The organism is Streptomyces sp. Ag109_O5-1, from assembly GCF_003814875.1.
Classification (GTDB): Bacteria; Actinomycetota; Actinomycetes; order Streptomycetales; family Streptomycetaceae; genus Streptomyces; species Streptomyces sasae.
Window position 1 is genome coordinate 8,213,564 of the sequence record NZ_RKQF01000001.1, and the last position, 18,966, is coordinate 8,232,529.

Consider the following 18,966-nt stretch of genomic DNA (forward strand, 5'->3'; position numbering starts at 1 on the left):
ACCACCATGACCGAGACCACCGTCGACGCCCACGAACAACTGGCGCAGTACGTACGGTTCTGGAACACCGGCGTCGAGCGGGAGCAGCGCGCATGCGCCGAAGCCGCCTTCACCGACGGCGTCGAGTACCGCGCGCAGATCGGGATCCTCACCGGGGCACAGGCGTTGATCGACTTCCGCGACCAGTTCGCCGCCCACATGGGCACGGTCACGTTCCGCCTGCGCGAACAGCCCCAGGTGCACCACGGCCGGGCACGGCTCCGGTGGGAGATCCTGACCGGCGACGACGCCGACACGTCCTTCGCCACCGGAACCGACGTCCTGCACCTCGACGAGGACGGCCGGATCAGCTCCGTCTCGGTCTTCCTCGACCGGGCGCCCGAGGGCTTCGACCCCGAGGCGCACGACTAGCCTTCGACAGGGAGAGCCGTGCCGAGACGGATCCGGGTGTCGCAGCCGAGATCCTGGTGGTAAGTGGCGGAACCCTGCCGGTACTCGTAGCGGCAGGTGGACAGGTCCCCGTGCACGGCACCGGTCACCTTGACCCGGGCCTCGTAGTACAGGCTCGACATGCCGTGCGCCGTGACCGGGATGGAATCCCCCTTGTGATCGCCGGCGCTGTCGGCGCCGACGGGTATCACCCCGATCGGGTGACCGCCGGTGCCGGCGTCGGCGACCCGGTACCCCGTGATCCGCAGCCCGGCCGGGACATGGGCGATCTCCGCGCTCAGGACGGTGAGCGGCTTCCCCGACTTGTTCGACATCTGGGGCATGGTCACCCAGTACTCCTTGCCGACCTGGGCATGGTCGTACCCGGCGAGGTCCGAGGCCTTCGCATCGCCCTCCAGGGCCGTACCCCCGGAGCCGGAGCACGAGGTGAGGAGAGCGGCGGTGAGGAGGAGCAGCAGGGCCCGTCTTCGATGTCTCATCAGGTGATCATCGCACCGCGAACCTGGGGAAGATACCCCCAGGTGACGGCGCGTGCCGCGTAGTCTTCACCGACAACTCCCTGGCGGAGAAGGTGCTTCCGTAAGGGGGAAGAAGCGGTGAGCCCGATCAGGTACGCGCGGGTGCTCGGTGGTGTCGCCGGGGCCTCCGCCCAACTGTGCGCGCACGACAGGTGCGTCGAGGACCGGCTGCGGGACGAGGGCATCACGAGCTTCGTACTGCGGCTGTCGGACGACGTGGGCCCCGATCTCGGCACGGTCCGCTTCCGGGTGACCCGCAAGGGCAGCACCGAGCCCTCATCGACGCGTCCACCGACAAGAAGCTCAGCCACCAGTCCGACGGCTGCGCCTACAACGGGGCACTCGCCTTCATCAAGGAGGGCGGCCTGACCGGCACGGTCCCGAAGGCCGTGTCGGACGCCTGGTTCAAGCAGGTCAGGACTCGGGCGACCGCATCCCCGCGTACGTGAGGAAGCCGGCCCAGGTGGCGGGGGAGAGGGTGAGCTGCGGGCCCTGTGGGCTCTTGGAGTCGCGGACGTGGATGGTGGTGGGGCGGGCGGCGACTTCCACGCAGTCACCGTCGCCGCCGCTGCTGTAGCTGGACTTGCGCCAGGAGAGGGCGACTTCGATGCAGTTGTCGCCGGATCCGCTGCTGTAACTGCTCTTGAACCAGGCCAGGCCGGATGTGCTCATAAGTCCCCTCGCATCCGTTCCAACAGGCTCGCGGAGTCCTCGATGGTGAGAGCCTGTGAACGAATCCTGGCATACCTGCTGTGCAGCACGCTGACCACTTGAGGGTTGGCGATCATCTGTCCGTTCTCCTGCCCTTCGCTGTAGCCGAACCACTTGTGCTCGGGCGTTTCCAGCAGGGCGATCGGCCCGTGCAGGCCTGCGTGCGACCTCTGGACAAGCGGCATGATCTGGATCTCGATGTTCCGCAACGTGAGCATTTCCAGAAGGCGTTCAATGGCCGCGCGCGTCACCTCCGTCCCGCCGGTCCGACGGAGGAGCGCGTGCTCTTCCAGGATGAAGCTGAAGGCGGTGTTCGGTCGCTCCCATAGCAGCAGTTGCCGTTCGGCCCGTGCTGTCCAGCTGACCTCGATCTGCTCGTCGGACAGCGGGGGAAGCTCGTCGGCGAACAGTTGCCGTGCGTAAGCCTCTGTCTGCAACAAGCCGGGGATCATCCTGCACTCGTAGTTGAACAGGCTGATCGCTGCCTTCTCCATCCGAGCCCACTGCCGGAACCAAGCCGCCAACCCCGGCTGCCGTGCCAGATGCGCGGCCGCCCGCCGCAAGGCCCCCGTGTCGCCCAGCGCGGCCTCCGCCGCCTCCACGAAGGACTGGTCCGGCATCCGGCGGCCCAACTCGATGGACGCCACCGTATGTTTGGAGAACCGCACTCGCTCCCCGAACTCCTCCCTGCTCAGTCCGGCGTGCTCGCGCAACGCCTGGACCACCGCCCCGAAGGTCCGCAGACTGTCCGACGGCTCCGGTTCGCATCCATCGCCCACGTAGGCCACCTCCGACCCTATGGTGACAGTCAGTTACTGGTACGGTCCAGTCAGTGACCGCGTACGCGGTTCGGGCGTACGCGGCTCCCACCTGGAGAAGTGGCCTTTCCGCAGGCCAGATTGGGCGCATGGAAGCTCCCCCCACCACGGTCACCGTGAGTCGGACATTCGCCCAGCGGCTCAGTGCCACCCCGCGTGGCGCCCGGCTGGCCCGCCATCTCGCCGTCGCTCAACTCCACGTGTGGGGAGGCAGGTTCGCGGCGCCGGAGGTGATCGACAAGGTCTCGGTGATCGTCGCGGAGCTGGCCGCGAACGCCGTGACGCACGGACGGGTGCCCGGAAGGGACTTCGAGTTGCGGCTGGCCCTGGTGACGGGGAGCGTGCGCGTCGAGGTCACCGACACCTGGGCCGACCGACGGCCGTCCGCACCGGGGGTCGTACGGCCGCCTCGGCCGCTGGACGACGGCGGGCGCGGGCTCGTGCTCGTGGACGCGCTGGCCGACCGGTGGGAGGTGCTGGACCGGGAGTGCGGTGACGCGCCCGGCAAGGCCGTGCGGGCCGAGGTGGACCTGCCGCTGCGCCGCAGACGCTGAGGCGGGCCCCGGGGGACGCACCTTCCCCGGGGCCCGTGGCGTCAGCTGGAGACGCCGAGGGTGAGCGTGCCGGTGTAGCCGGCGGAGGTGGAGCCGGTGACGGTCAGGAGGCCGGAGGAGGCGCCGCCGCCGTCGTAGACCGAGTCGCCCGAGAGGGTGGTGCGGGTGACCGTGTTGGTCGAGTACGGCGAGACCTTCGCGACGGCCGTGGTGATGGTCTCGTCGATGAAGAGCTGACCGGTGTGCACGGTCGTACCGCCGCTGAAGGAGCCGTCGGAGGTCAGGGTGACGCCCGTGTGGACCTTCACGTGGATGTGGATGCAGCGGCCCTGGTACCAACCCGGGTAGATGGTGGTGATGTTGGCGACGCCGCTGGAGTTGGTGAGGACCCCGCCGCGCAGGAAGGTGCCGTCGTCGCTCTCGCTGTGGCCGTTGTTGCCGACATAGCCGGAGTACTCGCCGAGCGCGTCGGCGTGCCAGACCTCGACCAGTGCGTTCGGGATGACGGTGCAGGCGGAGTTGACGACGGTGAGGGCGAGGCTGAGCGCGATGCCCGACTTGCCTTCGGTGATGTTCGTGCGGACCAGTGCCCCGTCGAGGTAGTAGGGGCCTTCGGTCTGTTCCTCCGTGAGGGTGCAGACCGCCGCGGCGGCGGCCGGCCGGACGTTGGGAGCGGCGACTGCCGCGGGGGCCTCGGTCGAGACCGCTGCGCCTACGGCCAGGGCAGCGGCGGTCGTACCGGTGGCGACGAGTACGGTACGGCGCCCGACGGAGCGGGCGTCCTCTGAAGTTTCTGTCATGGACACGGCATCGTAGGAAGGGTTTCTGTTCGCAGCCTGTCAGTTGTGCAAAGTGGGCAACCGTCAAGTCCGCGGATGAGACAGCCGAGTTGAACCTCAACCGAAACCACTCCGCCCACCCCCGATCCGCGCTCGCATGGCTGACGAACAACAGGTCCCTGCCCGCGGCGCGCCCGTCCTCGACCACCATCTCGGTCCCACCCCGAGACTGGAGCCGGCCGTCCGCCTCTATCTCGACTTCGCCCGGAAATCGTCTCGGTGAAAGCCCCGGGATGCGTACCTTTCCCAGGTCGGACAGGGTCCGTTGGTAGCGTCAGCGTATCCGTGCCGTCCGACCGAGAGAGACGTGATGTCCCCGACGATCCGCAGGGCCGTGATCCCCGCCGCCGGTCTCGGCTCCCGCCTGCTGCCGCTGACCAAGGCCACGCCGAAGGAGATGCTCCCGGTCGGCGACAAACCGGTGATCGAGCACACCGTGCGCGAGCTGGTGGACTCGGGCATCACCGACATCACCATCGTCGTGTCCGGCGGCAAGAGCCTCATCCAGGACCACTTCCGGCCCAATCCCGCGCTCGTCGAACAGCTTCGCAACGACGGGAAGGCCGCCTACGCGGACGCGGTCGAGGAAGTCGCCGAACTGGCCCGCCGCGGCCACATCACCTACCTCGACCAGTACGGCCCCTACGGCAACGGCACCCCCGTGCTGAACGCCGCCCGCGCCTTCGGTGACGAACCCGTCCTGGTCCTGTGGCCGGACGACGTCTTCGTCGCCGAAGTCCCCCGGGCCCAGCAGCTGATCCGCGCCTACGAGCAGACCGGCTGCCCGGTGCTCGCCCTGCTTCCCATGGACCCCGCCGACTCCCAGCGTTACGGCGTGCCCATAGTCAAGGAGGACCTCGGCGACGGCCAGCTGCGCATCACCGGCCTGGTCGAGAAGCCCGACCCGGCCGACGCACCCTCCCCGTACGCGGCCATCGGCGGCTATGTCGTCACCCCCGGCATCATCGACGAGCTGCGCGAGCAGACCCGCCGCTGGTACGAGCGCCGGACCGGCGAGGTGTACCTGACCGACGCCATCAACGCCTACGCCCACAGCCGCGCCGTCTACGGGCAGGTCATCCAGGGGCGGTGGTACGACACCGGCAACCCGGCGGACTACCTCGTCGCCCAGATGGCCTCCGCCCTGGCCCACCCCGAGTACGGGCCGGTGCTGCGCCGCCTGGTCCGCCAGCTCGACGAGGGACAGGACGGCTCGCCGCGTACGGTATGATCTTCTCAGAGCTGGTCGCCGCAAATCCCGGTGGCTGGTGCTGCGTTGGTGGTCCAAGGAAAGACGCCCCGCTTCCTGCGGGGAAATGCAGGTGCAAGGCCTGCCCGGCGCTCGATCCGGTGCCCGTCCGCATGTCGCGCGGACGGGCACCGTGCCGTTCGGCCCGCTCTCGGCAAGACCCGCACCACCTGCCTGTTCCGCAGCGACCGTGGTGAATTCGCCCTGAACTACGGGAAGTTGGGGCAGGGCGAGGTTCATACCGTCTACCCCCGGCAGGAACTCGTACGAGACCTGGTCGCCGAGCACCTGCGGCGCGGCGGCGAGATCCGGTTGCCCGGTACGGTTCCGTAGCCGGCTTCACCAGGCCCGCCCAGCTTCCCGAAAGGGGCGCGGAGAGCTGCGCGACCGGCCATGGACAACCCGCACCCGGCCACGGCCACGCACCGCACCCCGACGGCGAAGCCCTAACCGGCCTGCCCCATCCCCGCCGCATTGGGCCAGCTCTGCGCATTCGGCCACCCGGTAGGCGAAGCCGGCTGCAACCCCGGCGCCTGGGCAGGGGCGGGGGCGGTAGCCCCCCGCACCTGCGCCGCGGTCAACCCACCCCGCGCCGGAACCCCCGGCGGAGTCGGCCCGGTCATCGGAGGCGCCGGCATCTGCATGGGCGCCGGAGCGGGCGCCATCGCGGCAGCGGGCGCCATCGCGGGAGCCGGCGTCGGAGCCATCACCGGCGCCATCATCGGCTGCGGCGCCATCATCGGCGCGGCCGCCGCCGGCATCGGCATCCCGGCCGGCGGACCGGCGACGGGGAGCGGCATGCCGACACCGGCGGCCGGGGCCGCGGTCAGACCCGGCCCCATGGCGGGAGCCATCGCCGGTGCCATGGCGGGAGCCATGGCCGGAGCCGCGGCCAGTCCCGGGACGGGCCCCGCGCCGACGGCCTGCGCGAGCTGCATCCCGGCCCCGTTGGTCGCGCTCACCAGCCGGTCAACCGCCGCCGTACCCGAGCTGTAGCTGGTCCCTGTGCCCAGCTCGGGCACGGCGGCTCCCCTCCTGGTCCCGTAGAGCACCTGTTCCATGGCGGACACCAGGCGACGTACGTCCACTTCGGGGCGCACCACGAGACGCAGGAAGCGGCTGGAAGACCCGATCTTGTTGCCGCACTCGCGGACCAGGATCCGGTGCTCGGTGAGCATCCGGTCCCGGACCACCGTGCCCTCGGCGCCGACGGGAAGGCGCACGAAGAGGAAGTTGCCCTGCGAGGGGTAGACGGTCAGACCGGGCAGGACGGAGAGCTGGCTGGCCATCTCCAGCCGGTCCTTGCGGATCTGGAGCAGGCTCTGCGCGTACTCGGCGCCGTGCTCCTTGAGCATGAAGACGACGTACTCGGCGAACGCGTTGAGGTTCCACTTCGGCAGCATCGAGCGGACCTTGCCGGCCAGCGAGGGGTTGGCGACCATGTAGCCGAACCGGATGCCGTGCAGGCCGAAGTTCTTGCCGAGGCTGCGCAGCACGATGACGTTGGGCCGGAGCATCGCCTCCTGCACGACGCTCGGCTCCTGCTCGGCGTCGGCGAACTCCAGGAACGACTCGTCGATGACGATCAGGTCCAGGTCGGCCATGGCGTCCATGAACTGCACCAGGGCCTGCTTGTGGATGAAGCCGCCGTCGGGGTTGTTGGGGTTGCAGATGACGGCGACCTTGGTGCCCCGTTTGCGGATGAAGTCGGCGTACTGCGCGAGGTCCAGGACGAAGCCGTTGGACTCCTGGAGCGGGAACATGTCGACCCGCTTGCCGGTCTCCATCGGCTGGTCGGTCCAGCGGCCGAACGTGGGGACGGGGATGGCGAGGGACTCGCGGACCAGCAGGTGGTCGATCCAGGTGATCAGCTCGGTGGACCCGTTGCCCATGGCCACGGCCTGCGGGGGGAGCTGGAGGAGGTTGCAGAGCTCGGCGGTGATGGTGTCGGCGCTGGACGGGTAGAAGGTGATGATGTCCTTCAGCCGGGCCGCCATCGTTTCCATCATGGCCGGAGTGGGGAAGTAGGGGTTGCAGGGGATGCAGAAGTCAACCGGCCCGGTCCCGTCGCCTCCTTCGCGCGCCAGCGCCGCCATCGACGGGCTGTGAGCACCGCTGCGGAACAACGAGGTGACGTTGCCGGCCATTGAACCTCCGGTATGAGGCGGGCCCGATGGGGACGTCCGGGCCCGTCGCTTGGGCGGCCCGCGCGGGGGAGCACGGGCCACCCCTGAATACGGAGGGCGCTGTGGCCCTGTTCAACCAGTGTGAAAAAAGTGTGAGTTTACGTTCCTTCTTGTGGCCCGGCTGTGCGACACGCCCCAGAACGGGGAGCGGGGAGCTGCGTGCCCGGCCCCTTACCGGTCACGCAGCTCCCCACAACCTCAGGCGTCGAACGTGTGAACCGTCCGAGTCCTGTAGACCTGCCCCGGCCGCAGTACCGTCGACGGGAAGTTCGAGTGGTTCGGCGAGTCGGGGAAGTGCTGCGTCTCCAGGCACAGGGCGTCACCCTGGCGGTAGGTGCGGCCGCCCGTGCCCGTCAGCGTGCCGTCGAGGAAGTTGCCGGAGTAGAACTGCAGACCGGGCTGGTCCGTCGCGATCTTCAGCGTGCGGCCGGAGCGCGGGTCGCGCAGCGTGGCCACGTGCTCGGGCTTGGCGGTGATGCCCTTGTCCAGGACCCAGTTGTGGTCGTAGCCCTTGGCCTGCACCTGCTGGACGTGGCCGGCGCGGATGTCGCGGCCGATCGCCTTCGTCTCGCGGAAGTCGAACGGGGTGCCGTGGACGGTGGCCAGCTCACCGGTGGGGATCAGGCCGGAGTCGGTCGGCGTGTAGCGGCCCGCGGCGATCGTGAGCTCGTGGTCCTCGATCGTGCCGCTGCCCTCGCCGGCGAGGTTCCAGTAGACGTGGCTGGTGAGGTTGACGACCGTGGCCTTGTCGGTGGTGGCTTCGTAGTCGATGATCCACTCGCCGCGCCGGGTGAGGGTGTACGTCACCTTCGCCTTGAGCGTGCCCGGGTAGCCCATCTCCCCGTCGACGCTGGTGTAGTGCAGGTGCAGGCCGACGTCCGAGCCCTTGACGAACGGCTCGACGTCCCAGACGTGCTTGTCGAAGCCCTGGCTGCCGCCGTGCAGGCTGTTCACGCCGTCGTTGACGGAGAGCTGGTAGGACTTGCCGTCGAGGGTGAACTGGCCCTTGGCTATGCGGTTGCCGTAGCGGCCGATGAGGGCGCCGAAGTACGGGGACTTGGCGACGTAGTCGTCGATGTTGTCGAAGCCGTTGACCACGTTGCCGTAGTGGCCGCGCCGGTCCGGGATCTCCAGGCTCTGGACGACACCGCCCCAGTTGAGGACCTTCAGGCGGGTGCCGCCGTTCTCCAGCGACCAGCGGTAGATCTTCGTGCCGTCGGCGAGCTTCCCGAAGGACTCCTTCACCGGCTTCCTGCCTCCCGAGGCGGCCTCGGCCGTGCCCGTGCCGAGGGTGGTGGCGGCGATGCCCGCCGCCGCGGCTCCTGCGATGACCGTGCGTCTGTTCAGTTCCATGTAGCGGCTCCCGTGAATGAGGTGAAAGACGCCCGCTGGACCCGCGCCCCAAAGGGGCGCGGGGAACTGCGCGACCAGCCACACACGGCCCGCAGATTCGTACGGCCTTCCCAGCGGAGCGTCGTCGCTGACTTACGAACCGGACTTGCGCTTGTTCCACACGTCGAACCCGACCGCCGCGAGCAGGGCGAGGCCCTTGATGACCTGCTGCCAGTCGGTGCCGACGCTGAGGAGATTCATACCGTTGTTCAGCACGCCGAGGACGAGACCGCCGATGATGGCACCGAGGATGGTGCCGACACCGCCGCTCATGGAGGCGCCGCCGATGAACGAGGAGGCGATCGCCTCCAGTTCGAAGCCGTCGCCCGCCTTCGGCGAGGCCGCGTTCAGCCGGGCTGCTACCACCAGACCGGCCAGGGCCGCGAGCACGCCCATGTTCAGGAAGACGTAGAAGGTGACCTTCTTGTCCTTGACGCCGGACAGCTTCGCGGCCGGCAGGTTGCCGCCGATCGCGTAGATGTGCCGGCCGAAGACCGCGTTGCGCATCACATAGCCGTAGCCGACGACCAGCGCGCCCAGCACGATCAGGATGATCGGGGCGCCCTTGTAGCTGGCGAGCAGCATGGTGAGGACGAGGATCGCGGCGCCCAGGGCCGTCAGCTTGAGCAGGAACAGCCGGGTGGGCGGTACCTCCAGGGCGAACTCCTGCTGGCGGCGCCGGTCGCGGAACTCCTGCCAGACCACGGCGACGATCAGCACGATGCCCAGCAGCAGCGTGATGTTGTGGTAGTTCGTGTGCGGGCCGACCTCGGGCAGGAAGCCGTTGCCCAGGTTCTGCAGGCCGTTCGGGAACGGGCCGATGGTCTGCCCCTGGAGCAGGATCTCGGTGAGACCGCGGAAGAGCAGCATCCCGGCGAGGGTGACGATGAACGACGGTATGCCCAGGTAGGCGATCAGCACACCCTGCACCGCGCCGGCCACGGCACCCATCGCCAGACACATGATGAGCGCGATCGGCCAGGCGATCCCGTGGTTCACCGTCAGCACGGCCGCGAAGGCACCCACGAACGCCGTCAGCGAGCCGACCGACAGGTCGATGTGCCCGGCGATGATCACCATCATCATGCCGATGGCGAGGATCAGGATGTAGCTGTTCTGCAGGACCAGGTTGGAGACGTTGCGCGGCAGCAGCAGGTCGCCGTTGGTCCACACCGCGAACAGGGCGACGATCAGACCGAGCGCGATCAGCATGCCGTACTGGCGCATGTTGCGGCGCAGCCCGCCGAGGACCAGCTGGAGCAGGTTCCCGTCGGCGGCCGATCCGCTCTTGCCCGGCGGCGCGGGCGCCGGGCTCGTTGCGGTGACATCCGTGCTCATCGCGTTACCTCTTTGTCCTTCGTCATATGGCGCATCAGCACTTCCTGCGTGGCCTCGGCCCTGGGCACCTCACCGGTCAGGCGGCCCGCGGCCATGGTGTAGATGCGGTCGCACATGCCGAGCAGCTCGGGCAGCTCGGAGGAGATGAAGACGACCGCCTTGCCCTGGGCGGCGAGCTGGTCGATGACCGTGTAGATCTCGTACTTGGCGCCCACGTCGATACCGCGGGTCGGCTCGTCCAGGATCAGCACGTCCGGACCGGCGAAGATCCACTTGCTGAGGACGACCTTCTGCTGGTTGCCGCCCGACAGCTTGCCCACCGGCTCGAACACCGTCGGCGCCTTGATGTTCATGGACTTGCGGTAGCCCTCGGAGACCTGCCGCTCCTCGTGCTCGTCCACGATCCCGCGCCTGGCGACCTTGGCCAGCGCGGTCAGGGAGATGTTGCGGTTGATGGTGTCGATGAGGTTGAGGCCGTAGTGCTTGCGGTCCTCGGTGACATACGCGATGCCGTGCCCGACCGCCTCGGCGACCGACTTGGTACGGATCTCCGTGCCGTCCTTGAGCACGGTGCCGCCGTCGTAGCGGCCGTAGGTCCGCCCGAAGACGTTCATCGCCAGTTCGGTGCGGCCGGCGCCCATCAGGCCCGCGATGCCGACGATCTCACCGCGCCGGACGTCGATCGACACGTCGTCGACGACCTTGCGCTCCTGGTCGATCGGGTGCCGCACGGTCCAGTTGCGGATCTCCAGGGCCGGCGCCGCGTCCTTCTCGCCCTCGTAGGGGGTGCGTTCGGGGAAGCGGTGGTCCAGGTCGCGGCCCACCATGCCCGAGATGATCCGCTCCTCGGTCGTGTCCTTCGACTTCACGTCGAGGGTCTCGATGGAGTGGCCGTCCCGGATGATCGTGACCGAGTCGGCGACCTTGCGGATCTCGTTGAGCTTGTGCGAGATGATGATCGAGGTGATGCCCTGGTTCTTCAACTCCAGGATCAGGTCGAGGAGTTTGCCGCTGTCCTCGTCGTTCAGAGCCGCGGTCGGCTCGTCGAGGATGAGCAGCTTCACCTTCTTCGAGAGCGCCTTCGCGATCTCCACGAGCTGCTGCTTGCCCACGCCGATGTCGGTGACACGGGTCTCCGGGTGGTCGTCCAGACCCACCCGGCGCAGCAGTTCGGTGGCGTGCCGCAGGGTCTCCCGCCAGTCGATGAACCCGCCCTTGGCGTGTTCGTTGCCGAGGAAGATGTTCTCCGCCAGCGAGAGGTACGGCGACAGCGCCAGCTCCTGGTGGATGATCACGATGCCGCGCTGCTCGCTCGCCCGGATGTCGCCGAACTCGCAGAGCTCACCCTCGAAGAGGATCTCGCCCTCGTAACTGCCGTGCGGATGGACGCCGGAGAGGACCTTCATCAGGGTCGACTTACCGGCGCCGTTCTCCCCGCAGATGGCGTGGACCTCGCCCTGGCGGACGGTCAGGGTGACGTCCGACAGCGCCTTGACGCCGGGAAAGGTCTTGACGATCGAGCGCATTTCCAGGACGGGTCCCGCCATGGTCTGCCTTCCAATCAGTACGTGTGGGTCAGGACCGGCGGACTACTTGAGCTCGGCGTCCGTGTAGTAGCCGCCCTTGACCAGGACGTCCTCGTAGTTGGTCTTGTCGACGCTCACCGGCTGCAGCAGCATCGCGGGGACGACCTTGGACCCGTTGTCGTACGTCTTGGTGTCGTTGGTCTGCGGGGTCTTCTTGTTCAGCACGTCGTCGACCATGGTCGCGGCGACCTTGGCGAGCTGACGGGTGTCCTTGTAGACGGTCTGCGTCTGCTCGCCCGCGATGATCGACTTCACCGAGGCCAGCTCGGCGTCCTGGCCTGTGATGACGGGCAGCGGCTGGCTGGAGGAGCCGTAGCCGTCCGACTTCAGCGCGGCGATGATGCCGATCGAGATGCCGTCGTACGGCGAGAGCACCGCGTCGACCTTGCCCGACTTGTAGGAGGAGGTGAGGATGTCCTCCATGCGCTTCTGCGCGGTCGCGCCGTCCCAGCGCAGCGTGGTGACCTGGTTCAGCGCGGTCTGCTTCGACTGGACCACCAGCTGCTTCTTGTCGATGTACGGCTGGAGCACGCTCATCGCACCGTTGAAGAAGTACTTGGTGTTGTTGTCGTCGTTCGAGCCGGCGAACAGCTCGATGTTGAACGGGCCCTTCTTGCCGCTGTCCAGGCCCAGCTTGTGCACGATGTAGGTGCCCTGGAGGACACCGACCTTCGTGTTGTCGAAGGACGCGTAGTAGTCGACGTTCTTGGTGCCGAGGATCAGCCGGTCGTAGGCGATGACCGGGATGTTGGCGTCCGCGGCCTCCTTGAGCACGTTGTTCAGGGACTTGTTGTCGATGGCCGCGATGATCAGGCCCTTGACGCCCTGCGTGATCAGGTTCTCGATCTGCGAGACCTGGGTGTCCGGGTCGTCCTCGCCGTAGACCAGCTTGGTCTTGTAGCCCTTGGACGTCAGGTCCTTGACGACGTTGTTGCCGTCGTTGATCCAGCGTTCGGAGGACTTGGTGGGCATGGCGATGCCGATGGTGCCGCCCTTGGCGCTGCCACCGGACTCCTTGCTGCCGCCCGTGCCGCTCTGGCCACAGGCGGACAGGGTGAGAGCGAGGGAGGCGGCCCCGGCTATGGCGGTCAGTGCGGCTCTGCGGTTGCGCATGTGATCAGTCCTGTTCGTCTCGTCGTTGAGAGGGGCTGTGCTGGGTCTTGTCCGTCGGCGGTTCAGGCGCCGACCGGAAAGCGGTTGAGCGGCCCCGGCAGCCGGGAGCCGAGCGGGGCCATGCCGCCGTCCGCGCCGTGCCGGGCGAGCAGGTCGAGGGCGAGCCGGCCGCGCCGCACCCGCTCCTTGGCGGTGTTCAGGGTCAGGTCCCGCAGGTGGTTGCCGTACGGGTAGATACCGGGGGCCTTGGACAGACCGAACTTCAGGTAGACCGGCGCGCCGCGCCGGATCAGTTCGGCGACCTCGTACATCCGGATGTAGCCGCCGAGGTCGTCGGGGGCCTCGATGTACATGTCCATGGGGGCGCCGGACACCCGGCGGATCTCGGTGAGGTGATCGAGCGTCAGGTCGCTGGGGACGTTGACGGAGTCGGCGCCGAGGTGCTCGAAGACGGAGTACGAAGCCGGGTTGACCGGACCGATCAGCGCCGAGACCTTCAGCGTGGTGTCGGCCGGGATGATCCCGGCCTCCCGCGCCCGGTGCAGCGTCCACAGCACGCCCTCGTCGGCGACGAGCAGGCACTTGACGCCCAACTCCGTTGCCCGGACCGCGTCTTCGACACAGCCGGCGACGGCGTCGTGGCCGCGTGCGCGCAGTCCGGCCCCCCGCGAGTCGGAGCGCACCGAGCCGCCGATGTCCCAGGTGCCGCGCGGGCCGGTGAACAGGCAGAGCTCGATGTCCCGTTCGCCCGTGGCGTCGACCATCTCGGTGATCTCGGCGTCGGTGAGCATCCACACGCCGCTGCCCTGGCTGATCCGGTGGATCGGCACGTCCAGGCGCGAGGACTCCTTGAGTACGACGGCAAGCGCCTCGGGACCCTCGCAGGAGGGGATCTCGGTGCGCCACTTGCCGCCGCCCGGGAAGCTGTGGGCGGAGGCGTCGGCGGGGTCGAGGGCGGGCGCACCCAGGCCGAGGGCGGCGAGCGCCTGCTCACCGGGTCGGCGGGCCGCCGTAACGGAAGCGTCGGTCGTCACAAGCTGTCCTTCATGTTCGGTATTTCGGACAAGGTTCGCGGCTCGGGGTAGAAAAAACGGCTTGGTGGTACGCCGGCCACGGCGAGGTCAGGGCACGCCGCGGCCGGCGTACGACTCAGGGGCGGAGCAGCACCTTGCCCACCTTCGGATCACCGGCCCCCACCAGCTCGATGGCCTGCGGGAACTCGGTCAACGGCAGCTCGTGCGTGACCAGCGGCGACGGGTCGAGAAGTCCGGCCCCGAAGACCCGCACCGTGTGCGCCCAGGCGTCCGGCGGTGCCCCGAAGACGGTGTGCACCTCCAGCTGCCGTACGACGAGGTCGGTCGGGTCGAGACCGTCGGCGCCCGCGGCCGGGATGCCGGTCAGAACCAGGCGTCCGCCACGCCTGAGCAGGGAGGCAGCGGTGCGCGCGGCGGACGCGGACCCGGCGGTCTCGATGACGACGTCGAAGTCGTCCGGGAGTTCCTGGTCCTTGGTACGGAAGTCGGTCGCCCCGAACTGGCGGGAGAGGGCCTCCCGGTCGTTCCGGGTCCCGACCACCAGCAGTTCGCCCGGCGAGATCGCCTTCAGGAACTGCACGGCGAACATGCCCAGCGTCCCGGTGCCGACCACCGCCACCCGCTCGCCCGGCTGGGCGTTGCCCTTCAGAGCGGCCGCCGCGATACAGGCGGCGGGCTCCAGGAGGGCGGCGGCGGTGAGGTCCGCGTCGTCCGGCAGGACGTGCAGCAGACGGGCCGGCAGGGTCAGGGTGGCGGCCATGGCGCCCGGCTGGGTGAAGCCGGTCTCCTCGTAGCCGTCGGTGCACAGGGTGGTCTCACCGGCGTGGCAGCGGTCGCAGACCTGGCAGTTGCGGAAGCCCTCGCCGACGACCTTGCGGCCGACCAGACCGGCCGGCACCCCGGCGCCCACCGCCCGCACCGTCCCCGACCACTCGTGGCCGGGCGTGAGCGGGTAACGGACGTACCCCTCGGGCCGGTTCCCCTGGTACACCTCGCGGTCGCTTCCGCAAATCCCGACCGCGTGCACGGCGACCAGCGCCTCGCCGGGACCGGGCTCGCGGGGCGTGTGCTCCTCGACCCGGTGGGCGCCCGGCGCCTCGACGACGACCTGGGAGCTCACTTCGACGTCCCCTTGGGCTTGCGCTGCTCCCAGCCGTCCGCCCAGAGGTCGAACCGGGCCTGCTGCTGCGGGAACTCGGCGGCCGCGTCGGCGTCGAACTCGACCCCGAGCCCCGGCGCGTCGGACAGGTGGAAGTACCCGTCGATCACCTCGGGCGCGCCCTTGACGATCTTCTTGATCTCGGCGTCGGCGAAGTCGTTGAAGTGCTCCAGGATCTTGAAGTTCGGGGAGGTGAACCCGACCTGGAGGGAGGCGGCGGTCAGCACCGAGCCGCCGACGTTGTGCGGAGCGACCAGTACGTAGTGCGTCTCGGCGGTGGCGGCGAGCTTCCGCGTCTCCCAGATACCACCGATATGGCCGACGTCCGGCTGGATGATGTCCACGGCCTGGCTTTCGAAAAGCTCGCGGAACTCGATGCGGTCGTGGATGCGCTCACCCGTGGCGACCGGGATGTCGACCTTGGCGGCGACCTTCTCCAGCGCCTTCAGGTTCTCCGGCGGGCAGGGCTCCTCCAGCCAGGCCGGCTTGAAGGGCGCGAGCTCGCGCGCCAGCCGGACGGCGGTGGCGGGGGAGAAGCGGCCGTGCATCTCCAGCATCAGCTCGGCGTCCGGGCCGATGGCGTCCCGCACGGCCTCGATCAGCGACACGGAGTACAGCGTCTGCTCGTGGTCGAGCTCGAAGTGCCCGGTGCCGAACGGGTCGATCTTCAGCGCCTTGTACCCGCGCTCGATCACCCCCTGGGCGGCCTTGTGGTAGGCCTCCGGCGTCCGCTCGGTGGTGTACCAGCCGTTGGCGTACGCCTTGACCTTGTCGGTCACCTTGCCGCCCAGCAGCTGCCACACCGGCACGCCCAGGGCCTTGCCCTTGATGTCCCAGCAGGCCATCTCGATCACGGCGATGCCGGACATGACGATCTCGCCCGCCCGGCCGTAGTCGCCGTACTTCATGCGGCGTACGAGGTCTTCCACTGCGAACGGGTCCGAACCGAGAATGTGATTCGCCTCCGCCTCCCGCAGGTAGCCGATCAGCGCGTCGGTGTGACCGAGCATCCGGGTCTCGCCGACTCCCGTGATCCCCTCGTCGGTGTGCACCTGGACGTACGTCAGGTTGCGCCACGGCGTCCCGACCACGTGTGTGCTGATTCCGGTGATGCGCACGGCAGTTGCCCCTCAGCTGTTCGAGATTTCGTCACACGTTCGAAATGCTGGCGTGACAGTAAGGACGGGGCGGTCTGGGTGTCAATGGGTCGAACAGGTAACGGTTTCGACAAGGCTTTCGAGAGTTTTTTCGATCCCCCACAGAACCTTCACGAGGGCGCCTGGTTATGTGACCCGCGGGGAACTTAGTCTTCCCGCGTCATGGACTACTGCCACCCGTGCCGACGGCACCTCAACGGCGCCCTCGCCTGCCCGGGGTGCGGCACACCGATCGAAACGCTACGCGCGTCCGCGCAGGGGGCGACCCCGCCCGGACCGGCCTCGGCCGGTGAAACGCCGTACGCGGAAGCGGAGTTCGCGGAAGCGGAGTTCGCCGGTGCCGACGGCGACGGTGGCGACCACGGGGGCGGCGAGCCCGACGAACCCGTGTCCGGTGGCCGCGCCGACCGGCGCCGGTCGGCGCGTGGGCGCGGGCGCGGCCGGGGCGCCGACAGTCCCTCCGGGCCCGCCGGCGATGCCTCCACGGGGCCTTCCGAGGCCGACGGGAGCCGTCGCGACCGCAAGGCCGCGGCCCACCGCCGACGGCGCCGCAGGGTCCTGCTGGTGACCGCGGCGTGCGTACTGGCGGCCGGCGGCCTGAGCCTCGCCGAACTCGGCACCGACTCCATGCCGTTCACGAGCCCGGGCCCGGCCTCGGCGGGCGGCGACACGACCGACGGCGGTACGTCGACGTCGTCCCCGGGTACGACGGCCGAGCCCCTCGGTGACACGTCCGGCGGGACGGGCGCGAAGGCTTCCGCGTCGGCCGACCCCTCCGCGTCACCGTCCCCCTCCTCGTCGAAGGACAAGGCGTCCGACTCCCCGTCGGCGTCCGCGAAGGGCGCGTCGGCCCAGTCGGCGACGGTGAACCCGGGCACGAAGGCCCCGACGGCCACGGCGACGAGCACGGCGGGCTCGACCCCGACCGCGGACCCCACGACATCGAAGCCGTCCCCGGACCCGTCCCCGAGCAAAACGTGTACACGGTTCCTGTGGTGGTGCTCGTAAGGGGGACCTTCTGCCGCGCCCCGCTGCAACGCGGCCCCAAAGGGGCGCTGGGGGTACCCCCGGCCGAAGGCTGGGGGAGGAACTGCGCGACCAGCCCCCACCGGCCGGCACCCGAAACTCTGCCGAAGCAAATTCAGCAAACGTGTCGCATTCGACGGACCCGCACTGTCGTAGAACAGGTGCCCCCCGTGCGTCGGCCGCTACGCGCCCGCGTCCAGCATCCGCCGCAGCAGATCCCGCAGCGACAGCCGCTCCTCGTCCGACAGCCCGGCCAGCGGCGCGCGCGCGAAGCGCAGCCCGTCCCGCAGATCCCGGGCGACCCGCAGCCCCTCGTCCGTCGCGGCGGCCAGCTTCACCCGGCGGTCGGCCGGGTCGGGCCGCCGCTCCACGAGCCCGCGCGCTTCCAGCCGGTCCACGATCCCGGTCACGTTCGACGGCTCGCACTTCAGCTTCTGCGCCAGCTTCCGCATCGGCAGCGGCTCCAGCGACAGCAGGCTGAGCAGCCGCGCCTGCGCCCCGGTGAGCGTGCGCTCGCCCGCCGCCTCCTCGTAGTCCGCGTAGAAGCGGGCCACCACGTCCCCGATGAGCTCGACGACCTCCAGGGTCAGGGCGTCGGGGCGGCGGGTCTGCGCTGGGGTGGACTGTGACGACGACATGCGGTCAAGAGTACCCCTTTACTTGACATGCTGAAATATTCAGGAGCATGGTTGTTTCAGGTACTGAAATATTTGCCGAAGCTGAAGCTGAAGCAGTGAGGAAAGGCGCACTGTCATGATCAACCGCGAGTGGCACCTGATCAGCCGTCCCGTCGGCTGGCCGAAGCCGGAGGACTTCGCCCTGGTGGAGGCGGAGGTGCGGACGCCGGGTGAGGGACAGGTGCTGGTACGGAACAAGTACCTCTCCGTCGACCCGTACATGCGGGGCCGGATGAGTGCCGCGAAGTCGTACACCGCCCCCTTCGAGTTGGGCAAGGTCATGCAGGGCGGCGCGGTCGGCGAGGTCGTCGAGTCGAACGCCGAGGGCATCGCGGTCGGCGACCACGTCCTGCACTTCTTCGGCTGGCGCGAGTACGCGGTCGTGGACGCGAAGAACGCGGTCAAGGTCGACGCCGACGCCGCGCCCCTCTCGACGTACCTCGGCGTCCTCGGCATGACCGGCCTCACCGCCTACGCGGGCCTGCTGCGCACCGCCTCCTTCAAGGAGGGCGACTCCGTCTTCGTCTCCGGCGCGGCCGGCGCGGTCGGCAGCCAGGTCGGCCAGATCGCCAAGCTCAAGGGCGCCTCGCGGGTGATCGGCTCGGCCGGCTCCGACGAGAAGGTCAAGCTCCTGGTCGAGGAGTACGGCTTCGACGCGGCGTTCAACTACAAGAACGGCTCGGTCAGCGAGCAGCTCCGCGCGGCCGCGCCCGACGGTGTCGACGTCTACTTCGACAACGTCGGCGGTGACCACCTGGAGGCCGCGATCGGGCAGCTGAACCAGGGCGGCCGGATCGCGATCTGCGGCATGATCTCTGTCTACAACAACACCGAGCCCGCCCCCGGCCCGAAGAACCTTGCGCGGCTCATCCAGACCCGCGGCCGGATCGAGGGCTTCCTGGTCGGCGACCACTACGACCTGCAGCCGCAGTTCGTCGCGGAGGTCGGTCCCTGGGTGGCGTCCGGGCAGCTGAAGTACGCCGAGACGGTCGTCGAGGGCATCGAGAACAACCTGGAGGCGTTCCTCGGGGTGCTGCGGGGCGACAACACCGGGAAGATGATCGTAAAGCTCTGACCGGCGTGACGCTCGGCTGACATCCGTCGTTGCGCTTTGCGGAGGCCGCACCCTTGGACGTGGGGTGCGGCCTCTCGTCTGCGG

The 18,966-nt window shown here is 69.0% G+C and carries 18 protein-coding genes; 5 read left to right on the top strand and 13 right to left on the bottom strand.

Annotated elements, in window-relative coordinates:
- The first annotated feature begins 6 nt into the window (after positions 1-6).
- On the top strand, positions 7-411 hold the full coding sequence (locus EDD90_RS37375) for a nuclear transport factor 2 family protein (protein ID WP_123977372.1): 405 nt from the start codon (positions 7-9) through the stop codon (positions 409-411).
- Here EDD90_RS37375 and EDD90_RS37380 read toward each other — a convergent pair.
- The 3 genes from EDD90_RS37380 to EDD90_RS37390 form a co-directional block, all read right to left on the bottom strand.
- On the bottom strand, positions 408-929 hold the full coding sequence (locus EDD90_RS37380) for a hypothetical protein (RefSeq protein WP_123977374.1): 522 nt from the start codon (positions 927-929) through the stop codon (positions 408-410). The genes EDD90_RS37375 and EDD90_RS37380 overlap by 4 nt on opposite strands.
- 453 nt (positions 930-1,382) lie before the next feature.
- Entirely contained in the window at positions 1,383-1,640 is a 258-nt protein-coding gene (locus tag EDD90_RS37385; protein ID WP_123977376.1) for a DUF397 domain-containing protein, read from the bottom strand.
- Complete coding sequence (locus tag EDD90_RS37390) at positions 1,637-2,467, bottom strand: helix-turn-helix transcriptional regulator (protein ID WP_260328378.1); 831 nt, start codon at positions 2,465-2,467, stop codon at positions 1,637-1,639. The genes EDD90_RS37385 and EDD90_RS37390 overlap by 4 nt, the downstream gene beginning before the upstream one ends.
- Before the next feature lie 119 nt (positions 2,468-2,586).
- Here EDD90_RS37390 and EDD90_RS37395 point away from each other — a divergent pair, with 119 nt between their 5' ends.
- Positions 2,587-3,051 carry an ATP-binding protein gene (locus tag EDD90_RS37395; protein WP_123977380.1) on the top strand — a complete coding sequence of 155 codons (465 nt, stop codon included), beginning with the start codon at positions 2,587-2,589 and terminating at the stop codon, positions 3,049-3,051.
- A gap of 41 nt (positions 3,052-3,092) precedes the next feature.
- On the opposite strand, the gene EDD90_RS37400 is transcribed toward EDD90_RS37395, so the two are convergent.
- A complete protein-coding gene (locus EDD90_RS37400; protein ID WP_123977382.1) occupies positions 3,093-3,851 on the bottom strand; it encodes an intradiol ring-cleavage dioxygenase in 759 nt (252 codons plus the stop codon).
- Positions 3,852-4,200: 349 nt separating this feature from the next.
- Between EDD90_RS37400 and EDD90_RS37405 the strand changes: the two genes are divergently transcribed.
- A complete protein-coding gene (locus tag EDD90_RS37405) occupies positions 4,201-5,121 on the top strand; it encodes a UTP--glucose-1-phosphate uridylyltransferase (protein WP_123977384.1) in 921 nt (306 codons plus the stop codon).
- Positions 5,122-5,585: 464 nt separating this feature from the next.
- On the opposite strand, the gene EDD90_RS37415 is transcribed toward EDD90_RS37405, so the two are convergent.
- The 8 genes from EDD90_RS37415 to EDD90_RS37450 form a co-directional block, all read right to left on the bottom strand.
- Entirely contained in the window at positions 5,586-7,286 is a 1,701-nt protein-coding gene (locus EDD90_RS37415) for a histidinol-phosphate transaminase (protein WP_123977386.1), read from the bottom strand.
- Positions 7,287-7,523: 237 nt separating this feature from the next.
- A complete protein-coding gene (locus tag EDD90_RS37420; protein ID WP_123977388.1) occupies positions 7,524-8,678 on the bottom strand; it encodes an aldose epimerase family protein in 1,155 nt (384 codons plus the stop codon).
- Between the two features lie 132 nt (positions 8,679-8,810).
- Positions 8,811-10,055, bottom strand: a complete 1,245-nt coding sequence (gene mmsB / locus EDD90_RS37425) for a multiple monosaccharide ABC transporter permease (RefSeq protein ID WP_123977390.1) — start codon at positions 10,053-10,055, stop codon at positions 8,811-8,813.
- Positions 10,052-11,602, bottom strand: a complete 1,551-nt coding sequence (gene mmsA, locus EDD90_RS37430) for a multiple monosaccharide ABC transporter ATP-binding protein (protein WP_123977392.1) — start codon at positions 11,600-11,602, stop codon at positions 10,052-10,054. Before mmsA ends, mmsB begins: the two co-directional genes overlap by 4 nt.
- 42 nt (positions 11,603-11,644) lie before the next feature.
- The gene (gene chvE, locus EDD90_RS37435; RefSeq protein WP_123977394.1) at positions 11,645-12,754 is read right to left on the bottom strand and encodes a multiple monosaccharide ABC transporter substrate-binding protein; all 1,110 of its coding nucleotides are present in this window, start codon (positions 12,752-12,754) and stop codon (positions 11,645-11,647) included.
- Between the two features lie 62 nt (positions 12,755-12,816).
- Positions 12,817-13,788, bottom strand: coding sequence for a hypothetical protein (locus EDD90_RS37440; RefSeq protein WP_123977396.1), 972 nt, complete (start codon positions 13,786-13,788; stop codon positions 12,817-12,819).
- A 115-nt stretch (positions 13,789-13,903) separates the two neighbouring features.
- On the bottom strand, positions 13,904-14,908 hold the full coding sequence (locus tag EDD90_RS37445; RefSeq protein WP_123977398.1) for a zinc-binding dehydrogenase: 1,005 nt from the start codon (positions 14,906-14,908) through the stop codon (positions 13,904-13,906).
- A complete protein-coding gene (locus EDD90_RS37450; protein WP_123977400.1) occupies positions 14,905-16,065 on the bottom strand; it encodes a mandelate racemase/muconate lactonizing enzyme family protein in 1,161 nt (386 codons plus the stop codon). Before EDD90_RS37450 ends, EDD90_RS37445 begins: the two co-directional genes overlap by 4 nt.
- A gap of 201 nt (positions 16,066-16,266) precedes the next feature.
- Between EDD90_RS37450 and EDD90_RS37455 the strand changes: the two genes are divergently transcribed.
- Positions 16,267-17,112, top strand: a complete 846-nt coding sequence (locus EDD90_RS37455; protein WP_123977402.1) for a hypothetical protein — start codon at positions 16,267-16,269, stop codon at positions 17,110-17,112.
- Between the two features lie 200 nt (positions 17,113-17,312).
- Here the strand turns inward: EDD90_RS37455 and EDD90_RS37460 are convergent, their stop codons facing one another.
- Positions 17,313-17,768 carry a MarR family winged helix-turn-helix transcriptional regulator gene (locus tag EDD90_RS37460; RefSeq protein WP_123977404.1) on the bottom strand — a complete coding sequence of 152 codons (456 nt, stop codon included), beginning with the start codon at positions 17,766-17,768 and terminating at the stop codon, positions 17,313-17,315.
- A gap of 115 nt (positions 17,769-17,883) precedes the next feature.
- Between EDD90_RS37460 and EDD90_RS37465 the strand changes: the two genes are divergently transcribed.
- A complete protein-coding gene (locus tag EDD90_RS37465) occupies positions 17,884-18,882 on the top strand; it encodes an NADP-dependent oxidoreductase (protein WP_123977406.1) in 999 nt (332 codons plus the stop codon).
- Positions 18,883-18,966 lie beyond the last annotated feature (84 nt).